This window comes from Streptomyces sp. NPDC127092 (assembly GCF_042722475.1).
GTDB lineage: Bacteria > Actinomycetota > Actinomycetes > Streptomycetales > Streptomycetaceae > Streptomyces.
In genome coordinates, this window is sequence record NZ_JBHXFE010000052.1 from 1 (window position 1) to 18,598 (window position 18,598).

14 protein-coding genes are annotated in these 18,598 nt (G+C 72.8%); 4 read left to right on the forward strand and 10 right to left on the reverse strand.

Annotated elements, in window-relative coordinates; all coding sequences use genetic code 11:
- Positions 1–72 precede the first annotated feature (72 nt).
- The 3 genes from ACFWJO_RS32000 (at position 73) to ACFWJO_RS32010 (ending at position 6,143) form a co-directional block, all read left to right on the forward strand.
- Complete coding sequence (locus ACFWJO_RS32000; RefSeq protein ID WP_386870832.1) at positions 73–4,419, forward strand: amino acid adenylation domain-containing protein; 4,347 nt, start codon at positions 73–75, stop codon at positions 4,417–4,419.
- Positions 4,420–4,611: 192 nt separating this feature from the next.
- Complete coding sequence (locus ACFWJO_RS32005; RefSeq protein WP_386870834.1) at positions 4,612–5,691, forward strand: flavin-containing monooxygenase; 1,080 nt, start codon at positions 4,612–4,614, stop codon at positions 5,689–5,691.
- Positions 5,688–6,143: a hypothetical protein gene (locus ACFWJO_RS32010; protein WP_386870836.1), complete on the forward strand. Its 456-nt coding sequence runs from the start codon at positions 5,688–5,690 to the stop codon at positions 6,141–6,143. The genes ACFWJO_RS32005 and ACFWJO_RS32010 overlap by 4 nt, the downstream gene beginning before the upstream one ends.
- Positions 6,144–6,529: 386 nt before the next feature.
- Here ACFWJO_RS32010 and ACFWJO_RS32015 read toward each other — a convergent pair whose 3' ends face one another.
- From ACFWJO_RS32015 to ACFWJO_RS32060, 10 genes are all read right to left on the reverse strand, one after another.
- Entirely contained in the window at positions 6,530–8,236 is a 1,707-nt protein-coding gene (locus tag ACFWJO_RS32015; protein ID WP_386870838.1) for a long-chain fatty acid--CoA ligase, read from the reverse strand.
- Positions 8,237–8,366: 130 nt separating this feature from the next.
- Entirely contained in the window at positions 8,367–8,927 is a 561-nt protein-coding gene (locus ACFWJO_RS32020) for a hypothetical protein (RefSeq protein ID WP_386870840.1), read from the reverse strand.
- Positions 8,928–9,076: 149 nt separating this feature from the next.
- A complete protein-coding gene (locus ACFWJO_RS32025; RefSeq protein ID WP_386870913.1) occupies positions 9,077–9,790 on the reverse strand; it encodes a pyridoxamine 5'-phosphate oxidase family protein in 714 nt (237 codons plus the stop codon).
- A 92-nt stretch (positions 9,791–9,882) separates the two neighbouring features.
- Positions 9,883–11,100 (reverse strand): globin domain-containing protein, encoded by a 1,218-nt coding sequence (locus tag ACFWJO_RS32030; protein WP_386870842.1) that lies wholly within the window; start codon positions 11,098–11,100, stop codon positions 9,883–9,885.
- 231 nt (positions 11,101–11,331) lie between these two features.
- Entirely contained in the window at positions 11,332–12,606 is a 1,275-nt protein-coding gene (locus tag ACFWJO_RS32035; protein ID WP_386870844.1) for an MFS transporter, read from the reverse strand.
- 93 nt (positions 12,607–12,699) lie between these two features.
- A complete protein-coding gene (locus tag ACFWJO_RS32040) occupies positions 12,700–13,299 on the reverse strand; it encodes a hypothetical protein (protein WP_386870846.1) in 600 nt (199 codons plus the stop codon).
- The gene (locus ACFWJO_RS32045; RefSeq protein WP_384422400.1) at positions 13,296–14,471 is read right to left on the reverse strand and encodes an ROK family glucokinase; all 1,176 of its coding nucleotides are present in this window, start codon (positions 14,469–14,471) and stop codon (positions 13,296–13,298) included. Before ACFWJO_RS32045 ends, ACFWJO_RS32040 begins: the two co-directional genes overlap by 4 nt.
- A gap of 36 nt (positions 14,472–14,507) precedes the next feature.
- Positions 14,508–15,299 (reverse strand): ATP-binding cassette domain-containing protein, encoded by a 792-nt coding sequence (locus tag ACFWJO_RS32050; protein ID WP_386870914.1) that lies wholly within the window; start codon positions 15,297–15,299, stop codon positions 14,508–14,510.
- 11 nt (positions 15,300–15,310) lie between these two features.
- Entirely contained in the window at positions 15,311–16,366 is a 1,056-nt protein-coding gene (locus ACFWJO_RS32055; protein WP_384422396.1) for an ABC transporter permease, read from the reverse strand.
- Complete coding sequence (locus tag ACFWJO_RS32060; protein ID WP_386870848.1) at positions 16,363–17,382, reverse strand: sugar ABC transporter substrate-binding protein; 1,020 nt, start codon at positions 17,380–17,382, stop codon at positions 16,363–16,365. The genes ACFWJO_RS32055 and ACFWJO_RS32060 overlap by 4 nt, the downstream gene beginning before the upstream one ends.
- 173 nt (positions 17,383–17,555) lie before the next feature.
- On the opposite strand from ACFWJO_RS32060, the gene ACFWJO_RS32065 reads away from it, so the two are divergent.
- On the forward strand, positions 17,556–18,563 hold the full coding sequence (locus ACFWJO_RS32065; RefSeq protein ID WP_386870849.1) for a Gfo/Idh/MocA family oxidoreductase: 1,008 nt from the start codon (positions 17,556–17,558) through the stop codon (positions 18,561–18,563).
- Positions 18,564–18,598 lie beyond the last annotated feature (35 nt).

Sequence of the window (18,598 nt, forward strand, 5' to 3'; positions counted from 1 at the left end):
TACCCCCCTCCCTTCTGAGTGCTCCGGCGACCACTCATATCTACGCTATGGATGTCGTCGGCAGCTTTAGATGTGTGTAAGAGACGGCCCGAGGCCGTGCGGGACCGGGTGGCCCGGACCGTCGCGCAGGCCCTCGGCACCCCGGTGGCCCGCTTCGACGCCCGGCAGTCGCTGCAGGCGCTCGGCCTGGACTCGCTGATCGCGATGAAGATCCGGACGACGCTGAACCGCGAGTTCGAGGTCCAGCTGCCGATGACGGCGTTCCTCAATGGCCGTTGCTCCGACGACATCGCCGAGGACATCCTCACGGCCCTCGGCGCCGGAGCCGAGGCCGAGGTGGAGGTGGAGACCGAGGCCGAGACCGACGCGGGGGCCGACGCCGACGCCGACGCCCGGGGCGAGGCCGGAGCGGCGGCGGTGGCTGCTGCGACCAGGACCGAAACCGGGACCCCGGCCGACGACGCCGACCGCTACGAGCCCTTCGGCCTGACCGACCTCCAGCAGGCCTACCTCGTGGGCCGCGGCGACGCCTTCGAACTCGGCAACACCTCCACGTACTTCCAGATCGAGATCGACGTGGAGAACGTGGACCTGGACCGGCTCGGCGCGTCCTTCCGGGCGATGATCGAGCGTCACGACCAGCTGCGGGCCGTCTTCACCGCCGAGGGCGAGCAGCGCGTGCTGCGCGAGGTCCCGGCCTACGTGATCCGCGAGACCGACGTCTCCGGCCTGGACGAGGCGGGGCGCGAGGCCGCGCTGACCGCCGTCCACGAGGAGATGCGCCACCAGGTCTTCGACACGGCACGCTGGCCGCTGTTCGACGTGCGCGTGACCCGGATCGACGACCGCGCGATCCGGCTGCACGCCGGCTTCGACGCCCTGATCATCGACGGTTTCAGCACGTCGATCCTGTTCAAGGAGTGGGCCGCGCACTACCGCGGCGAGACGCTGCCCGAACTGACGCTGCGCTACCGGGACTACGTGCGGCAGGCCCGCGCGCTGGAGACCGGACCCGAGTACGACCGGGCGCTCGCCTACTGGCGTGACCGCTTCGACACCCTGCCGGGCGCGCCCCAGCTGCCGCTGGCCGTGAGCCCGTCGAGCCTGGAGCGGCCGGTGTTCACCCACCGCGGCGCGACGCTGGCGAAGGAGGACTGGGACCGGTTCAAGGAGCACGCGGCGGCGGCGGGGATCAGCCCGTCGGCGGCCCTGTGCACCGCGTACTCGCAGGTGATCGCCGAGTGGAGCGCCACGCCCCACTTCTCGCTGAACCTGCTGTACTTCAACCGGCAGCCGCTGCACCCGCAGGTCGGCGACGTCATCGGCAACTTCTCCACGACCCTGATGCTGGAGATCCGCGACAGGGCGGACGACACCTTCGCCACCCGCGCCGCGGACGTGCAGAGCCAGCTGTGGAGCGACATGGAGCACAGCCAGGTCAGCGGTGTGCAGGTGCTGCGGGAGCTGAACCGGGCCCGTGGCGCCTCGATGCGGGCGGCCGCGCCGGTCGTCTTCACCAGCCTGGTGAACTTCGCCGGCCAGCAGGACACCGACCGGCGCGGAGTCGTGCAGTACCTGGGCGGGCTCGGCGAGAACGGCCGCCAGGTCAGCAGCTCGGTCCGTACCCCGCAGGTGTGGCTCGACCACCAGGCGGTCGAGGAGGCCGGTGAACTCGTCCTGAACTGGGACGTCATCGAGGAGCTGTTCCCCGAGGGCTGCGTCGACGCCATGTTCGCCGCCTACCAGGGTCTGCTGCGGGAGCTGTGCCGCGATGCGGCGGCCTGGCAGCGGCCGAGGCCCGTGCTGACGCCGGCGGCCGACATGGCCGTGCGGGCGGCCGCCAACGCGACCGACGGTCCGGTGCCGGACGGGCTGCTGCACGACGCGGTGCTCGCGCAGGCCGCGGCCACGCCCGACGCGCCCGCCGTGCTCACGGAGGCGCTGAGCCTCACGTACGCGGACCTGGACCGCCGGTCGAACGAGGTGGCGCACCGGCTGCGCGACCTGGGAGCCGGTCCCGGCGACCTGGTGGCGATCGTCATGGACAAGGGCTGGGAGCAGGTCGTGGCGGCCCTCGGCATCCTGCGGGCCGGGGCGGCGTACGTGCCGATCGACGCGCGGGTGCCGGCCGAGCGGCTGCACGTGCTGCTGGACAGCGCCGGGATCGGCCGTGTCGTCACCCAGCCGTGGGTGGACGGGTCGGCGGACTGGCCGCGGGACGTGGCCAGGATCGTGGTGCGGGCCGACGACGAGGGTGACGAGCGTCCGCTCGGCCCGTCCGGTGCCAAGCCGGGCGACCTCGCCTACGTGATCTTCACGTCGGGTTCGACCGGACTGCCCAAGGGCGTGATGATCGAGCACGGCGCCGCTCTGAACACGATCGTCGACCTCAACGAGCGGTACCACGTCACCGCGGCGGACCGGGCCCTCGGACTGTCCGCGATGAACTTCGACCTGTCGGTGTACGACGTCTTCGGACTGCTGTCGGTGGGCGGCGCCCTGGTGCTGCCCGAGCCCGCGGCGCACCGCGAGCCCGCCCGCTGGGCGGAGCTCGTCACCGAGCACGGGGTGACCATCTGGAACAGCGTGCCCGCGCTGATGGAGATGTTCACCGAGCACGCCCTCGCCAACGGGCTCACCGGGCTGCCGGTGCGGCTGGTCATGATGAGCGGGGACTGGATCCCGGTGACCCTGCCGGGCCGGATCCGGCTGCTGCTTCCCGAGGCCGAGCTGTGGAGCCTCGGCGGTGCCACCGAGGCGTCGATCTGGTCGATCCTGCACCCGATCGGCGAGGTCCAGGACGACTGGGTCAGCATCCCGTACGGCAGCCCGATGCGTAACCAGCGTTTCCACGTGCTCGACGGCGCGATGCGGCACTGCCCCGTGTGGGTGCCGGGCGACCTCTACATCGCCGGTGTCGGTCTGGCCCGCGGCTATCTGAACGACGAGGCCAAGACCAGCGCGGCCTTCCTGCACCACCCGGTGACCGGCGAGCGCCTCTACCGCACCGGTGACCTGGGGCGCTATCTGCCGGACGGCACCATCGAGTTCCTCGGCCGGCAGGACTCCCAGGTGAAGATCGGCGGCTACCGCATCGAGCTCGGCGAGGTCGAGGCCGCCCTCACCCAGTGCGAGGGCGTCCGGGCCGCGGCGGTCGTCGCGGCGGGCGAGCAGCACGGTCCGAAGCGCCTCATCGCCTACGTGGTCCTGGACGAGGGCCGCGAGGACACCGAGCAGCAGATCTCCGAGGCGCTGCGCCAGGTCGTCCCGCAGCATCTGGTGCCGCAGCGCATCCTCGTCCTGGACGAGCTGCCGCTCAGCGACAACGGGAAGGTCAACCGGGCGGCGCTGCCCGCGCCCGAGGAGGTCGCGGCCGAGGGCTCCGGCTTCGTCGCCCCGCGCGACGAGGTGGAGCGCCGGCTCGCGGAGATCTGGGCGGAGTTCTTCGGCGTGACCGAGATCGGGGTGACGGCGAGCTTCTTCGAGCTCGGCGGCGACTCGCTGCTCGCGGTGCGCCTGATGGCCCGGATCGCCCGCGGTCTGGGCCGCAGCCTGCCGCTGTCCAGCCTCTTCGCCCGGCCGACGATCGAACTGCTCGCGCAGGCGGTCCGGGAGGCCGGCGGCGAGGAGGGCCGCAGGGCGCTGGTGCCGGTGCGCACCAGCGGTTCGCGGACTCCGCTGGTGTTCGTCCACCCGGTCGGCGGTGACGTGCTCTGCTACGCGGAGCTCGCCGAACTCCTCGGTGAGGAGCAGCCGTTCTACGCGCTGCAGCTTCCGGACGCGGAGCTGGGCAGCGTCGAGGAGATGGCCGCGCACTACGTGGCCGCGGTCCGCGAGGCGCTGCCGGAGGGCCCGTACCGGCTCGGCGGCTGGTCGATGGGCGGCGTGATCGCCCTGGAGATGGCGGCCCAGCTCACCGCGGCCGGTGCCGAGGTGGATCTGCTGGCCGTGGTCGACCTGATGGTGGAGCCGGGTCCGGCGAAGGGCGAGCCGGTCTCCGACGAGGTGCTGCTGTCGTGGTTCGCCCGGGACCTCGCGGGTCTGGCCGGAGTGGAGTGGGAGCTGGCGCCGGAGGCGTTCGACGGACGTCCGCCGGTGGAGGTGCTGCACTCCGAGGCCCGTGCCGCGGGCGCGCTGTCCGAGGACATCGACCTCGGGACGCTGAGCGCGATCGTGGACCGGTTCCGGAGCAACTACCGGGCGCTGCTGCGCCACGCGCCGCGCGGCTTCGCCGGCCGGGTGCTGTCCCTGCGGGCGGCGGACGGCGGTGCGACGGTCGGGACGGCGGGCCGCTGGATGGAGTACTTCTCCGGCGACGCCACCCTGGTCGACGTGCCGGGCGACCACTACTCGGTGATGCGCGGCGAGCGGCTGCGCGTGCTCGCCGGTGAGCTGCGCCGGGCGCTCGACGCCCACTGACGTGACGCCGGCCGGCCCTCGGGCCGGCCGCGTGACGTCAATCGAACCGAACCGGCCGGGTCCGCCGCGTAGGCGGCCCGGCCGGTCCACCCCGGACCGGTCCTGCGGGTCCGGCGGGATCCAGGTCCACGAAGTGAGGACATGCGGTATGCGAATTGATCAGGCCGACCGGAACAGCACCGGAGCGGGCCGATGAGCGCGTTGCCGGCCGAGGTGCCGGTCGCGGTCATCGGAGCGGGCCAGTCGGGGCTCGCCGTCGGCTACTACCTGCGGCAGGCCGGCGTGCGGTGTGTGCTGCTCGACGCGGGCGGCGAGGTGGGCGAGAGCTGGGAGCGGCGCTGGGACTCGCTGAAGCTGTTCACGTCCGCGCAGTTCTCCGGACTGCCGGGCCTGCCCTTCCCCGGCGAGGGCGCGCACTACCCCGGCAAGGACGAGGTCGTGGCGTACCTGCGGGACTACGCCGAGCGGTTCGAGCTGCCGGTGCTGACCGGCCACCGGGTGCTGTCGCTGCGCCGGGACGGTGACGGTTACGTCCTGACCACCGCGCACAGCGAGTGCCGGGCCGGTCAGGTCGTGATCGCGACCGGCGCGTTCGGCGTCCCGCGGCTTCCGGAGTTCGCCGCCGGGCTGAGCCCGGACGTGCCCACCCTGCACACCAGCGACTACCGCGGCCCCGCGCAGGTGCCGCCGGGCACCGTGGTCGTGGTCGGCGACGGCAACTCCGGCCGGCAGATAGCCGTGGAGCTGGCCGGTACGCACGACGTGGTGCTCAGCTGCAGCGAGGCCGTCTCGCCGCCCCTGCCGCAGACGGTCGTCGGCCGGGACATGTTCTGGTGGATGAGCGTCCTCGGCGTGATGAGCCTGCCGGTGAACATGCAGGCGCCCGACCCGGTCGTCGGCGACCGGGTGCCCGAGCTCCTCGCGGCGGGCGCGCTGCGGACGGTGGGCCGGATCACCGGCGCCGAGGGTGCCGAGCTGCTGGTCGCGGACGGGGAGCGCGTCAAGCCGTCGGCGGTGGTGTGGGCGACCGGCTACCGCACCGACTGGGGCTGGCTCGACCCGGAGATGCTCGACGAGGAGGGGCAGCCCCGGCAGACCGAGGGCGTGGGTGCGGTGCCCGGCAGCTATTACCTGGGCCTGTACCGGATGCGTACGCGCGGTTCGGCGCTGATCGGCTTCGTCGGCCGGGACGCCGAACACGTCGCGGCGGCGATCCTCGCCGCCCAGGGCACCCCGACCGCTTCCCCCACGGCAGAAGGCGAGCCGTCATGACCGACACCACCACCAACGTCAGCGCTTCCGTCGCGGCCGAACTCGACGTCCTGGGCGCACTGTTGGCGTTCGACTTCATCGGCTTCGCGCAGAAGGGCGGCGCGCTCGACCCGGCCGACCCGCACTTCGGGCGGGCGGTCGGCGCCGGGTTCGGGATCGCCGCCCGCCGCCGCTTCCCGCAGGGCGCGTCACCGGAGGAGATCGGCGGTTACGTCGCCGGCTTCCTCGGTTCGCTGGAGGCGGGCGCGGAGGACTTCGACCCGGCCTTCCTCGCCGAGCTGATCGCCGCCGGCCTGCGCGGCGACACGACACCGCCCGGCGAGCCGGACCCGCAGACGACGGTCCAGGCCGGCCTGGTGCTGACGCTACGGATGGTACGGGAGCTGGGCCTCGGCCCGGACGAACAGCGGGACCTGCTCGCCGAGGCGGCGGACCAGCTGACGCAGGCCTGAGAGCGAGGGGCGAGGCGCCCCGGGAGCCCGGTGATCCGGGCGCTCCCGGGGCGCCTTGCGTGGAGCGGGGCGCGCGGGCAGATGCCGGTGGGCGACCGGGGCGCGCCGGACGGATGCGGCTGGGTGACCGGCGCGCGGACGGATGCCCATGGACGACCGGGGCGCGCGGGCAGATGCCGCCGGGCGACCGGGGCCCGCGGGCGAAGGCCGCTGGGCGACCGCGGCGCACGGGCGAATGCCGCCGGGCGACCGCGGCGCGCGGACGGATGCCGTTGGGTGACCGCGCCTTGGGGGCGGCCCCGCGCGGCCCTCGGCCCCGCGCCCCGGTTGGCCCGGCTCCGGGCCGCCCCGGGCGGCCCCGCCGGCCCGGGGCGTCGCGGCGTCGGTCAGGCCTCGGTCGGTCCCGGTGTCGGCGGGCTCTGCGGGTTCGCGCCGCCCGGGACCCAGACGTCCAGCGCGCCCTCCGCGTACAGGGTCCGCACCGCCTTCTTGTCGTACTTGCCGACGCTGGTCTTGGGCACCGCGTCCACGAAGGACCAGCGTTCCGGAACCCACCAGCGGGCGACCCGGCCGGCCAGGAACTCCCGCAGGCCGTCACCGTCGACCTCGGCGCCCGGCACCAACGACACGCACGCGAGCGGGCGTTCCTCCCAGCGCGGGTCGGGCACGCCGACGACGGTCACCTCGAGGACCGCGGGGTGCTCGATGATCGCGTTCTCCAGTTCGATGGTGGAGATCCACTCGCCGCCGCTCTTGATGCCGTCCTTGAGCCGGTCGCTGACCACCACCCAGCCGCCCGGCTCGATCACTCCCAGGTCGCCGGTGCGCAGCCAGCCGTCGTGGAACTTCTCCGGGGAGTCCTCGGTGCGGAAGTACGAGCCGGTGACCCACGGCCCGCGCAGCTCCAGTTCGCCCACGGAGGTCCCGTCCCAGGGCTGCTCGCTGCCGTCCTCCGCGATCAGCCGTGCCTCGACGAAGGGCATCAGCCGGCCGCTCTTGGCCAGCCAGTCGACCTCGTCCTCGTCCGGGGTGCCGTGCGGCGGAACCGCGAAGGTGGCGAGAGGGCTGGTCTCGGTCAGGCCCCAGCCCTGCTTCAGGCGGACGCCGTAGCGGTCCTTGAGCTGCTGGAGCAGGGCGCGCGGCGGGGTCGCGCCGCCGCAGCCCGCGAGCCGTACGCTGCTCAGGTCCAGCGGGTGCCGCTCTCCGTGGTGCACGAGGCTGTTCCAGATCGTGCAGATCGCGGCCACGGCGGTGGGCCGCTCCTCGTTGATGACGCGGGTCAGGTCCTCGGTGTGCAGCAGTCGGCCGTTCATGATCAGGTCGGAGCCCGCCATCCACGCGGCGTAGGGCCAGCCCCAGGCGTTGGCGTGGAACATGGGCACGATCGGCAGGACGCGGTCGCCGTCGTGCATCGCGAAGCCGGCGCTGGCGGAGACGCCGAGCGTGTGCAGGATGATCGAACGGTGGCTGTAGGCGACGCCCTTGGGGTTGCCGGTGGTGCCGGTCGTGTAGCAGAGCGCCGCCGCTTCCCGCTCGTCCAGGTCGGGCCAGACGAAGCCGGGGCGCTCGGCCGCGAGCAGTTCGTCCCAGCGGTGGACGGCGATGTGCCCGGGCAGGTCGAGGTGCCGGACGGGGTCCGTTCCCGGGTCCGCGTCCGGCGCGTCGCCGATGACGACCAGGTGGCGCACGCTGCCGAGCCGGTCCCGGATCGGGGCGAGCATGGGCAGCAGGGTCGCGTCGACCAGCAGGAAGGCGTCCTCGGCGTGCTCGACGATGTAGCCCAACTGGTCCTGGTGCAGTCGGAGGTTGAGGGTGTGCAGCACCGCGCCCATGCTGGGTACGGCGAGGTAGGCCACCAGGTGCTCGGGCGTGTTCCACGCGAGGGTGGCGACGCGCTCCCCGGGCCGTACGCCCAACCGGGAGAGGGCGGCGGCCAGTTGCTCGGCCTGGTGGGCGATCTCGGCGAAGGACTGTAAGGAGCGGGCGGTCGGCCCGTCGGCACATCGCACCACCCGGCTGTCCGCGTAGACGCGTTGCCCGTGCGTGAGGATGTCGCGGACGAGCAGCTCGCGGTCCTGCATCGTGCTCTTCATGGTGCGGCTCCCTTGGAGGTGCGGGGAAGGAGTGGAAGAAGGACGAAGCCGGCCCCGATGGCGGAGCCGGCTTCGGCGGCGGGTGACGGCAGCATGCCGTGACCCGCCCGTGTTCCCACAGGGTGCGTGATCAGCCCAGGTACTCGATGTCGCCCACCAGCCTGCTGCTGACGTGGTCGTGGTCCAGCATGTTGACGCGGGCGCTCATCTGGCCGCTGCCCCTCGCGAACGCGTAGTTCCCGGTGCTTCCGGTGATGGTGAACGTGCCCGTCGGGTAGACCATGGTGTCCGAGGTCACCGGCGCCGTGAGGCTGTAGCTGATGGTGAGCTTGTCGCCGTTGGGCTCCGTGATCGTCCCCGTCCCCTTGATGTCCCACTTGCCGGGGATGGTGGCCTTGCACGCCGTCTCGACCTGGGTCCAGGTGCCGCCGTTGCTGAGCGGCTTGCCGAGGGAGGTGCCCGAGCCGGTCACCTTGTAGCCGTTGCAGCCCACGGTGTCCGGGTGGGTGGTCGCGACCACCGCGAAGTTGTTGTCGATCTCGACCGTGGGCAGCCAGGTGGTCTCGGCGCGGACGTCCGTACCGGTGGTGTCGGCGGCGAAGGTGACGCCCGCCGTGCCGCCCGTGACCAGTACCGCTGCCGCCACCACGCCCGCGACGCGCGCCGACCATCTGTAGCCGGTTCGTGCCATCTCGAATCCCCCCGTACATCGACAGAAGATGTGCAACTGGGCCTGTTCTTCGGCCAGTTGGGGACAGTTTTGCCCACCGGGAGCGCTTCCGTCGAGCCATTCGGCCGATTGACGGGGTTCCGTTTCGCCGGGGCGCCCGGCCGTGGGCGTCAGGCGGTCGGGGTCCGGCTGAACCAGCCGCTGAACACCCGGTTCTCCGCGTCCGTGCGGCGGCCGTGCCGTTCGGCCCTCGCCAGCATCCGTTCGGCCTCCGCCCGCCAGGTCGCCGCGTCGGCGCGCGGCGGCGGCAGGAAGGGGCCCCGCAGCGGCGACTCGGCGGCGGCGCCGAAGAAGTCGCCGCCCTTGCGCCTGGCGTCGTCCGTGCCCCACGGACGGCCGGCGCCGCGCGCGGGGGCCTTCTGGAGGTGCGGAATGTGCTTGGCGCAGTGGACGTACGCCTCCTCGACGGTGATCTCCACCCACACCAGGGCCCGGCGGCCGGGTACGGGATCGGTCCCGAGCCCGTGCCGGGTGCGGCGCATCTCCTCGTCGGCCACGACCCGCGCCCGCCCGTTGACGTGCAGGCCGATCCGGTGCCGCAGGAAGTCCACCATGAGGATGCCGACGTGCGGGTTCTCCTCGATGTTGCCCAGACTCGCGTGGACGCCGTTGCCGCGGTACTCGGGGTAGGCGAGCGTCGTGTCGTCGAGGACGTGGAGGAAGCCCGCCGGTCCGGCGCGGAAGGTGTTGTCGCACTCGCCGTGCCGGTCGGCGGTGGCCAGGAAGAACATCTCCTGCTCCGCCACGAACTCCCGCATCCGGGCGTTGAGCCGGTCGAGGACCTGGTCGGCGTAGAACCGGTCGGCGCGTTCGGTGCTGTCCATGCGCCGCTGGACGAGGTGTTCGCCGTCACTGCCCGGACGGGTGGTGCGTACGGGCGGGTGGTCGTACCGGCGCCCGGTCTCTTCGAAGGTGCTCAATTCCTTGCCCCGGCCAGTTCTTCGAGGGAGTCGTGTCGGATGCGCCCGGCCGGGATGCCGATGCCGACGAGGGCGTCGACACCGCGCCGGATCAGACCGGGCGGGCCGGACAGGTAGGCGTCGTGCGCGTCCCAGGGGCCCGAGGTGCGCACCGCCTGCGGCAGACCGCCGGTGGGCAGCCCGGCCGCGTCGTCGTCGACGACGGGATGGACGGAGAGCCACGGGTGCGACTGCTGGAGGCGCAGCATGGTGTCGATGTCGTACAGGTCATGGCCCCGGCGGGCGCCGTAGAACACGTCGACGGTCCGCCGGCGGCCGTGCCGGGCCACGTCCTCGACCAGGGCCTTGATGGGGGCGATGCCGGTGCCGCCGCCGAGGCACAGCAGGGCGCTGTCCCGGCTGTGGTCCACGGTCATGGAGCCCGTGGGCGGGCCGAGGCGGAGCACGTCACCGGGACGGGCACGGTGGACGAGCGCGTTCGACACCCAGCCGGCCGGGACGGCCTTGACGTGGAAGGAGAGCAGTCCGTCCGGGCGGGGCGCGGAGGCGAAGGAGTAGTGCCGCCAGATCCGCGGCCACCAGGGCGTCTCGAGGGCAGTGTACTGGCCGGCGAGGAAGGGGTACGGCTGGTCGGGCCTGACCGTGACGACGGCGACGTCCGGTGTGCGCCGCTCGTGCGCGACGACCTCCGCGTGCCACCAGGCGGGGGCGCGCAGCTCGTCGGCGGCCGCCGCGTCGATCATGATCTGGGAGACGGTGGTGTACGCGCCCACCCAGGCCGCCTCCGTCCGCGGCCCCCAGGTGCGCGGGGCGTACCGGGCAAGTGCGCCGATGAGCGCCTCGCCGACGGCCGGGTAGTGCTCGGGCAGCGTCCCGTACTTCCGGTGTCCGCAGCCGAGCCGGGTCAGGTACGCGGTCAGGGTGGCGGGGTCGTCCGCGTGGGTCGCCGCCGCGAGCAGCGCCTTGAAGAGCCGGTCGCGCTGGGTGTCCATCGCCGCGGGGAAGAGCTCCCGCACCTCGGGGTGGCGGAGGAACAGCAGGGCGTAGAAGTACGAGATCGCCTTGTCGGCGACGGGCTCGATCTCGGCCATCGTGCGGCGCAGGAGCCCGCTGTTGGACGTGTCCTCGGCGGCGGCGTCGGGCCGCGTCGAGCCGTGGCCGAACCAGCCTCCTTCACGAGCGCCGCCGGCCGACGTGGTGTGCGGACCATCCATCCGTGTGCCTCGCCTCGAACGTCCTCGGTCGTCTTGCCGTGCGAAGTCCCCCGCTCGTTCACCGGGGTGAGTGAACCGGGCAGACCATACCCGGCCGATCTGAGCCCTTCGGCGAGCGCCCGACGGCCCTCCTCGGCGCCTTCGGGCAGGTCACAACGGGTTACCGACGAGTTCGATCAGAAGTGCGCGTTCCGGCCGCACGGCCGAGGACGGGGAATCCCCGTCAAAGACTCACGAGCGGGCACGATCTCCTTGGCCGAATCCCCGCGGAAGCTTCACAAGCGAGACCTCCGGACGGGACCGGGATCCGCGGGCGTGCCCGGCGGCGTGCACGGCGAGCGCGGCGACCACACAGCAGAGGCCGCCCGCGAACAGCACGGCCCGGACCCCGAGCTCCCGGGCGAGCACGCCGACGAGCAGTGCGCCGAGCGGGGTGGAGCCCTGCAGGATCACCGTGTAGAGGGCCAGGACCCGGCCCCGGAAGCCCGGGTCGCAGCCGAGCTGCACGCGGTGGTTCGCGGCCTGGGCGAAGACGATCGCGGCGAAGCCGGTGAGCGCGAGCAGCACCGCGGCGGCGGCGTGGTCCGGCGCCCGCCCGGTCGCGGCTTCGAGCACGCCGAGGCCGACGGCCGCCGCCGTGACGGTCCGGGCGGACGGCCGCTCACGGCGGGCCGTACCGGCGAGGGCACCGAGCAGCGCGCCGCCCGCGAAGGCGGTGGACAGCAGCCCGAAGGAGGTGGCATCGGCGTGAAAGACGGTCTTGGCGAGGAGCGGCACGGTGAGCTGGAAGTGGTAGCCGACGACGCCGAGCAGTCCGACCAGGACCAGGCAGTGCAGCACGTCCGGCCGGTCCCTGGCGTGCCGCAGCCCGTCCCGGATCCGGCCCCGCCCGGCGGGCGGCGCGGTCCGCAGCAGTTCGCCGGGGCGCATCGCGCGCAGCGCGACGACGGTCGCCAGATAGCTGACGGCGTTGAGGGCGATCACCGGGCCGGTGCCCCAGCCGGCGATCAGCAGTCCGGCGAGGGCCGGGCCGAGGACGCGGGCGAGGCTGAAGTAGGCGCCGCTCAGCGCCGAGGCGTTGGGCAGCAGTTCGGGGCCCACCATCTCGCCGACGAACGACATGCGGGTGGGCACCTCGACGGAGTTGACGACACCGAGGCAGAACGCGAGCAGTCCGATCTGCCACACGGTGACGGCGTCCCGGGCGACCAGGACGAGCAGGGCGAGGGCGCACAGCGCGGAGGCGAGGTTGCAGCCGACGAGCAGCCGCCGCTTGTCGTGGCGGTCGGCGAGCCGCCCGCCGTACAGCGTGAGCAGCAGCATCGGCGTGAACTGGAGGGCGGTGACCGTGCCCAGGGCGGTGGCCGAGTCGTCCGTCAGGGACAGCACCAGCCAGTCCTGGGCGACGACCGTCATCCAGGTGCCGGCGACGGAGACGAGCTGGCCGGCGACGAAGAGCCGGAAGTTGCGCACGGCGAGCGAGCGGAAGGCGTGCGTCGCGTTCATGGGTGCCGGTCCTCCTGGAGTCGGTCCGGGCACCTTGTACGCGGGCGCGCTCGAAGACCGCTCGGGCCCGCCGGCGGATCAGGGAGACGGCGGTCAGGGAGACGTCGTGGAGACCACGTACACGCGCGGGAAGGCCGGGTCCGTGAGGTCGACCGTGATGTCGCTCGTGGGGCGGGGCCGCTCGCGCTTCACCGTGGCGCCGGACCAGCCGCGGTCCGGGGTGAAGTTCCAGCCGACGATGTCGGCGTCGCGGTCGCTGACGGTCACCTCGCCGGGCTTCAGCGCGCTCCGGGCGGCGCCGCTGTCGTGGAGGAAGGTGTCGAGACCGCCCGCGGTCGTCGTGAACTGGACGTACAGCCGGCTGGTCTTCCAGTTGCTGGTCTCGTAGTAGGCGACGTTCCAGGCGTCGGACGGGACCGGGATCTCGAAGACGCGGCGCTTCATCTGGGAGGGCCGGTTGTCCTGGAGCCCGACGACCGAGGACTCGCGCTCCTTGTCGCGTCCGCTGTCGCGGCTCTGGCCGGCGGAGATCACCAGATAGCCCGCCGGGACGCCGATGAGCAGCACGATGGTGAGCAGGGTGAGCACCCGGCGGCGCAGCATGTGCCCACGGCCCTCGGGGAGCCGGCCGGCCGGCGGCTCCGGCGGGGGCGCGGACTGCTGGGGCGGCAGGGTCGGGTGGGGCAGGGTCATGACTGCGGGTCCTGGGCGGTTCGGGAGGCCCGGTCGGCGGTGGTGCCGCGCAGCACCTGCGCGTAGCGCCCGTACCGCTCGTAGCGCTCGACCCGGCGGCGGTTGGCCCGGCGGAAGCGGCGGGCGACGAGCCGGGCGAGGTCGGCGGCGCCGACCATGCCCGCCTCGGGGCCGAGCTGGGCGCGGGCGATCCGGGCCTCGGGGCGGTAGCCGCGGCCGGTGAGGTGGCGGCGGAAGGCGTCCCTGGCGGGGCCGATGAGCAGGTCGTCGGCGGCGGAGACGCCGCCGCCGATGACGAAGCAGGAGGGGTCGAGGGCGGCGGCGAGGTTGGCGATGCCGACGCCGAGCCACTGGCCGATGTCCTCCAGGAGCTCGACGCACATGGCGTCGCCCTCGCGGGCCAGCTCGGTGATGAGCGGGCCGGTGATGTCGGGAACGTTGCCCTTGACCCGCTCGATGATGTTGTACGCCACCGGGGAGTCGGCGGCGGCCAGCTCGCGGGCCTCGCGGACCAGGGCGTTGCCGGAGCTGTACTGCTCCCAGCAGCCGCGGTTGCCGCAGGGGCAGCGGTGGCCGCCGGGGACGACCTGCATGTGCCCGAACTCGCCTGCGACGCCGTACTTGCCGCGCTTGACCCGGCCGTCCTCGAGGATGGCGCCGCCGATGCCGGTGCCGAGGGTGATCATGACGAGGTGGTCCTCGCCGCGCCCGGCGCCGAAGCGCCACTCGGCCCAGGCGGCGGTGTTGGCGTCGTTGTCCACCATGACGGGGACGGCGAGCCGGTCCTGGAGGGCGTCGCGCAGCGGCTCGTTGCGCCAGGCGAGGTGCGGGGCGAAGAGGACCGTGGCCCGGTCGGCGTCGACCCAGCCGGCCGCGCCGATGCCGACGGCGTGCACGTCGTGGCGGTCGGAGAGGTCCAGGACCAGCTCGACGATGGTGTCCTCGACGACCTTGGGGCTCTTGGACTTGTCGGGCGTCTCGGTGCGGACCTTCTCCAGGATGTTCCCGTCCGCGTCGACGACACCGGCCATCACCTTCGTACCGCCGATGTCGATGCCGACGGTCGGCACCCTGGGCGCGGTCAGGTGCGAGCGCCGCTCCCGGGGGCCGACGGTCCGCAGGACCGTGCCGCGGGCGGAAGCGCGCTGGGTCAGGTCACGGTAGGTACTCATCGGCTCGATTCTGCCAGGTGGGGTGTGAGGGGCGCGTCACGAAGCGGACGACTGGCCGGTCGGCCGTTCCAGTTCGTGGCGCAGGTCCTCCAGCTCGCTGCCGCCGGCCATCTGGCGGGTCAACTCGTCCAGGCTGACGGAGTCCTTGGTGTGGCTGCCCGCCATGACACCGCGCTTCAGCAGCACGAAACGATCTCCGACGAGATAGGCGTGGTGCGGGTTGTGGGTGATGAGGACCACGCCGAGGCCCTGGTCACGTGCGGCCGCCACGTACTTCAGGACCACCCCGGACTGCTTGACGCCGAGCGCGGCGGTCGGCTCGTCGAGGACGAGGACCTTGGCGCCGAAGTGGACGGCGCGGGCGATGGCCACGCACTGCCGTTCGCCGCCGGAGAGGGTGCCGATGGGCTGGTCGACGTCGCGCAGGTCGATGCCCATGCGCAGCAGCGCCGTACGGGTGGTCCGCCGCATCAGCTCGACGTCGAGGCGCTTGAAGGGGCCCTTGCCGCGGGTGGGCTCGGAGCCGAGGAAGAAGTTGCGCCAGACGGGCATGAGCGGGACGACGGCGAGGTCCTGGTAGACGGTGGCGATGCCGCGGTCCAGGGCCTCGCGCGGGCTGGCGAGGGTCACCTCCTCGCCCTCGATCCGGAAGGTTCCGGCGTCGTGCCGGTGCAGCCCGGCGACGATCTTGATGAGGGTGGACTTGCCGGCGCCGTTGTCGCCGAGGACGCAGGAGATCCGGCCCGCGTGGACCTCCAGGGAGACGCCTTCGAGGGCGCGGATGTTGCCGTAGTACTTGCTGACGTCGTCGAGCTCGACGAGGGGCATGGCTTCCGTGGTCACTTGGTGGCCTCCACGCGCTTGCGGATCCAGGCGTTCAGGAGCGTGGCGAGCAGCAGCATCGCGCCGAGGAAGAACTTGAACCAGTCCGGGTTCCACTCGGCGTACACGATGCCCTTGCCGGTCATGCCGAAGATGAACGCGCCGACCGCGGAGCCGATGGCGGAGCCGTAGCCGCCGGTGATCAGACAGCCGCCGATGACCGCCGCGATGATGTAGATCAGCTCGTTGCCGACGCCCTCGCCGGACTGGACGACGTCGAAGGAGAAGAGCAGGTGCTGCCCCGAGATCCAGGCGCAGAAGGCCACGCCCAGGTAGAGGCCGATCTTGGTCCGGTGGACCGGTACGCCGACCGCGCGGGCGGCGTCGGCGCCGCCGCCGACGGCGAAGATCCAGTTGCCGAAGCGGGTGCGCAGCAGGATCCAGGTGGCGAGGGCGACGAGGGCGAACCACCAGAGGATCGTCACCTTGAGCTCGACGCCGCCGACCGTCCAGGTCGAGGCGAACAGCGTGCGGGCGGAGGGGAAGCCCTCCATGTCGGCGATCGACTTGGTGGAGACGGTGCCGCTGATCAGCTTGGTGAAGCCGAGGTTCAGGCCGGTCAGCATGAGGAAGGTGCCGAGCGTGATGATGAAGCTCGGCAGCTTGGTGCGGGTGAGCAGGAAACCGTTGAACGCGCCGACGGCGAGCGTCACGAGCAGCGAGACGCCGACGCCGACCCACACGTTCGCGGTCATCTGGTAGCTGAACATCGACGAGACGAGCGCCGAGGTGGTGACGAGCACGCCGGCGGACAGGTCGAACTCGCCGCCGATCATCAGGAGCGCGACCGGCACGGCCATGATCCCGATGGTGGAGGCCGCGTAGAGCACCGTGCCGAGGCTGGAGGCGCGCAGGAAGCCGTCGGCGACGACCGAGAAGAAGAGGAAGACGGCGGCGGCGCCGACGACGGAGCCGAGCTCGGGCCGGGCGAGGAGCTTCTTCAGCGGCGAGGTGCGGAGCAGCCGTTCGTCGACGTGGTCGAGGCCGTCCGAGGGCGGGGAGGCGGCGCTCATCGCGTACCCCGCTCGGTGTAGCCCTTCAGCGCCGCGGCCTGGTCCCTGGTGATGATCTGCGGGCCGGTGAGGACCGGCTTGCCGCCGCCGAGGACGTCGGCGTTGTACTTGTACAACCAGAGCAGGTCGACGGCCTGGTAGCCCTGGAGGTACGGCTGCTGGTCGACGGCGAAGCCGAGGGTGCCGGACTCCAGGCCGGAGGCGACCTTGGCGTTGAGGTCGAAGGTGTCGATCTCGGCCTTGCTGCCGGCGCTCTTCTTCGCCTGGGCGGCGGCGTCGGCGAAGGGAGCGCCGAGGGTCACGACGGCGTCGACGGACGGGTCGGACTGGAGCTTGGCGAGGATGGAGGCCTGGACGTCGGGCATGTTGGTGCCGTCGACGTAGAGGTTCTGCAGCTCGCCGCCGAAGGTCTTCTTCGCGCCGGCGCAGCGCTGCTCGTGGCCGACGTTGCCCTGCTCGTGCAGGACGCACAGGGCCTTCTTGCGGCCGCGCCTGTCGAGCTCGTCGCCGACGGCCTCGCCGGCGACGGTCTCGTCCTGGCCGATGTGGGTGAGGGCGCCGAAGGCCTTGGACTGCTCGGCGCCGGAGTTCACCGTGATCACCGGGATGCCGGCCTTCACGGCCTTCTCGACGGCCGCCTTCATCGCGTCGGGCTTGGCGAGGGTGACGATGATGCCGTCGACCTTCTTCGCCACGTACGAGTCGATGAGCTGGGCCTGCTGCTGCGCCTCGTCGCTGTGGGCGTAGAGGAAGTTGATGTTGTCCTTGACGGCGGCCTGCCTGGCGCCGTTCTGGACGATGTCCCAGAAGGTGTCGCCGTCGCCCGAGTGGGTGATCATGGCGAAGGTCCAGCGGGGGGTGTCGACGGCCGCCCGGCCCTGGGCCGCGGCCGCCTTGCGGGCGTCCTCCGCGCGCTTGCCGCCGGTGCTGCTGCATCCGGCGAGCGCGGCGGTCAGCGCCACCGCGAGCACGGCGCCGACCGCCGCGCGTACCCCTCCTGTGCGAACCCTGGTCACGAGGCCGTGCCCTCCTTTGTGTCCTTCTGCGTGCATTGCAGTATCGGTCATGGGGGTCGAGCCGATCTTCGGCGGGGCCGTGACCCGGCCCCGTCCGTCCTACCCATGGGCGGGCGGCTGGAACGCGAAGGGCCGTCCTTGACAGCCGGTGCGTTCCGAACGACCTTGGGGCCATGCGGATCGGACTGGTCGGGACGGGACGGATCGGGGCGTTTCACGCCGGGGTGCTCGCGCGGCATCCGGAGGTCGGGGCGCTGGTCCTCGCGGACGCCGACGCGGCACGGGCCGCGCGGGTGGCCGGAGCGCTCGGGGCGGAGGCGGCGCCGACGGTGGAGGACCTGTTCGCGCACCACGCCCTGGACGCGGTGGTGATCGCCTCGGCGACGGCCGCGCACGCGGAGCTGATCGGGCGGGCCGCGGCGGCCGGGCTTCCGGCGTTCTGCGAGAAGCCGATCGCGCTGGACGTCCCGGGCACGCTCGGGGCGCTGCGGGCCGTCGAGGCGGCCGGGACCGAGCTGCAGCTGGGCTTCATGCGGCGGTTCGACGCCGGGTACCGGGCGGCGCGGGAGGCCGTGGCGACCGGGCGGCTCGGCCGGCTGCACACCGTACGGGCGGCGAGCTCGGACCCGGCGCCGCCGCCCGTCGCGTACCTGCCGCTGTCGGGCGGCCTCTACCGGGACTGCATGGTGCACGACTTCGACGCCGTGCGCTGGGTGACCGGGCGGGAGGTCGTGGAGGTGTACGCGACGGGCTCGGACGCGGGCCCGGCGATGTTCCGGGAGGCGGGCGACGTGGACACGGCGGCGGCGCTGCTCACCCTGGACGACGGCACGCTGGTGACGGCGACCGCGACCCGCTGCAACGGCGCCGGGTACGACGTGCGGATGGAGCTGGCCGGGGAGCTGGCGCAGCTGGCCGTGGGCCTGGACGAGCGCACTCCGCTGGAGTCGGTCGAGCCGATGGGCCCGCCGCCGCCCGGCAAGCCGTGGCCGGGTTTCCTGGAGCGGTTCGCCCCGGCGTACGAGGCGGAGCTGGACGCCTTCGTGGGGCTGGTGCGCGGGGAGCGGGAGAACCCCTGCGACGGGACCGAGGCACTGGAAGCGCTGCGGGTCGCGGAGGCGTGCGTGCTGTCGCGGCGCGAGCGGCGGCCGGTGCGGCTCACGGAGATCCCCGCGACCTGAGAGGCACGCTCTCGCCAGGCCGCGGGGCGGGGTGT

Bases quoted from the DNA above. Each gene is read 5' to 3' on its own strand.
- ACFWJO_RS32025 (WP_386870913.1), bottom strand. From the start codon at position 9,790: ATGGACAGCACCGAACGCGCCGACCGGTTCTACGCCGACCAGGTCCTC.
- ACFWJO_RS32005 (WP_386870834.1), top strand. From the start codon at position 4,612: ATGAGCGCGTTGCCGGCCGAGGTGCCGGTCGCGGTCATCGGAGCGGGC.
- ACFWJO_RS32010 (WP_386870836.1), top strand. From the start codon at position 5,688: ATGACCGACACCACCACCAACGTCAGCGCTTCCGTCGCGGCCGAACTC.
- ACFWJO_RS32045 (WP_384422400.1), bottom strand. From the start codon at position 14,471: ATGAGTACCTACCGTGACCTGACCCAGCGCGCTTCCGCCCGCGGCACG.
- ACFWJO_RS32020 (WP_386870840.1), bottom strand. From the start codon at position 8,927: ATGGCACGAACCGGCTACAGATGGTCGGCGCGCGTCGCGGGCGTGGTG.
- ACFWJO_RS32015 (WP_386870838.1), bottom strand. From the start codon at position 8,236: ATGAAGAGCACGATGCAGGACCGCGAGCTGCTCGTCCGCGACATCCTC.
- ACFWJO_RS32050 (WP_386870914.1), bottom strand. From the start codon at position 15,299: ATGCCCCTCGTCGAGCTCGACGACGTCAGCAAGTACTACGGCAACATC.
- ACFWJO_RS32065 (WP_386870849.1), top strand. From the start codon at position 17,556: ATGCGGATCGGACTGGTCGGGACGGGACGGATCGGGGCGTTTCACGCC.
- ACFWJO_RS32035 (WP_386870844.1), bottom strand. From the start codon at position 12,606: ATGAACGCGACGCACGCCTTCCGCTCGCTCGCCGTGCGCAACTTCCGG.
- ACFWJO_RS32040 (WP_386870846.1), bottom strand. From the start codon at position 13,299: ATGACCCTGCCCCACCCGACCCTGCCGCCCCAGCAGTCCGCGCCCCCG.
- ACFWJO_RS32030 (WP_386870842.1), bottom strand. From the start codon at position 11,100: ATGGATGGTCCGCACACCACGTCGGCCGGCGGCGCTCGTGAAGGAGGC.
- ACFWJO_RS32055 (WP_384422396.1), bottom strand. From the start codon at position 16,366: ATGAGCGCCGCCTCCCCGCCCTCGGACGGCCTCGACCACGTCGACGAA.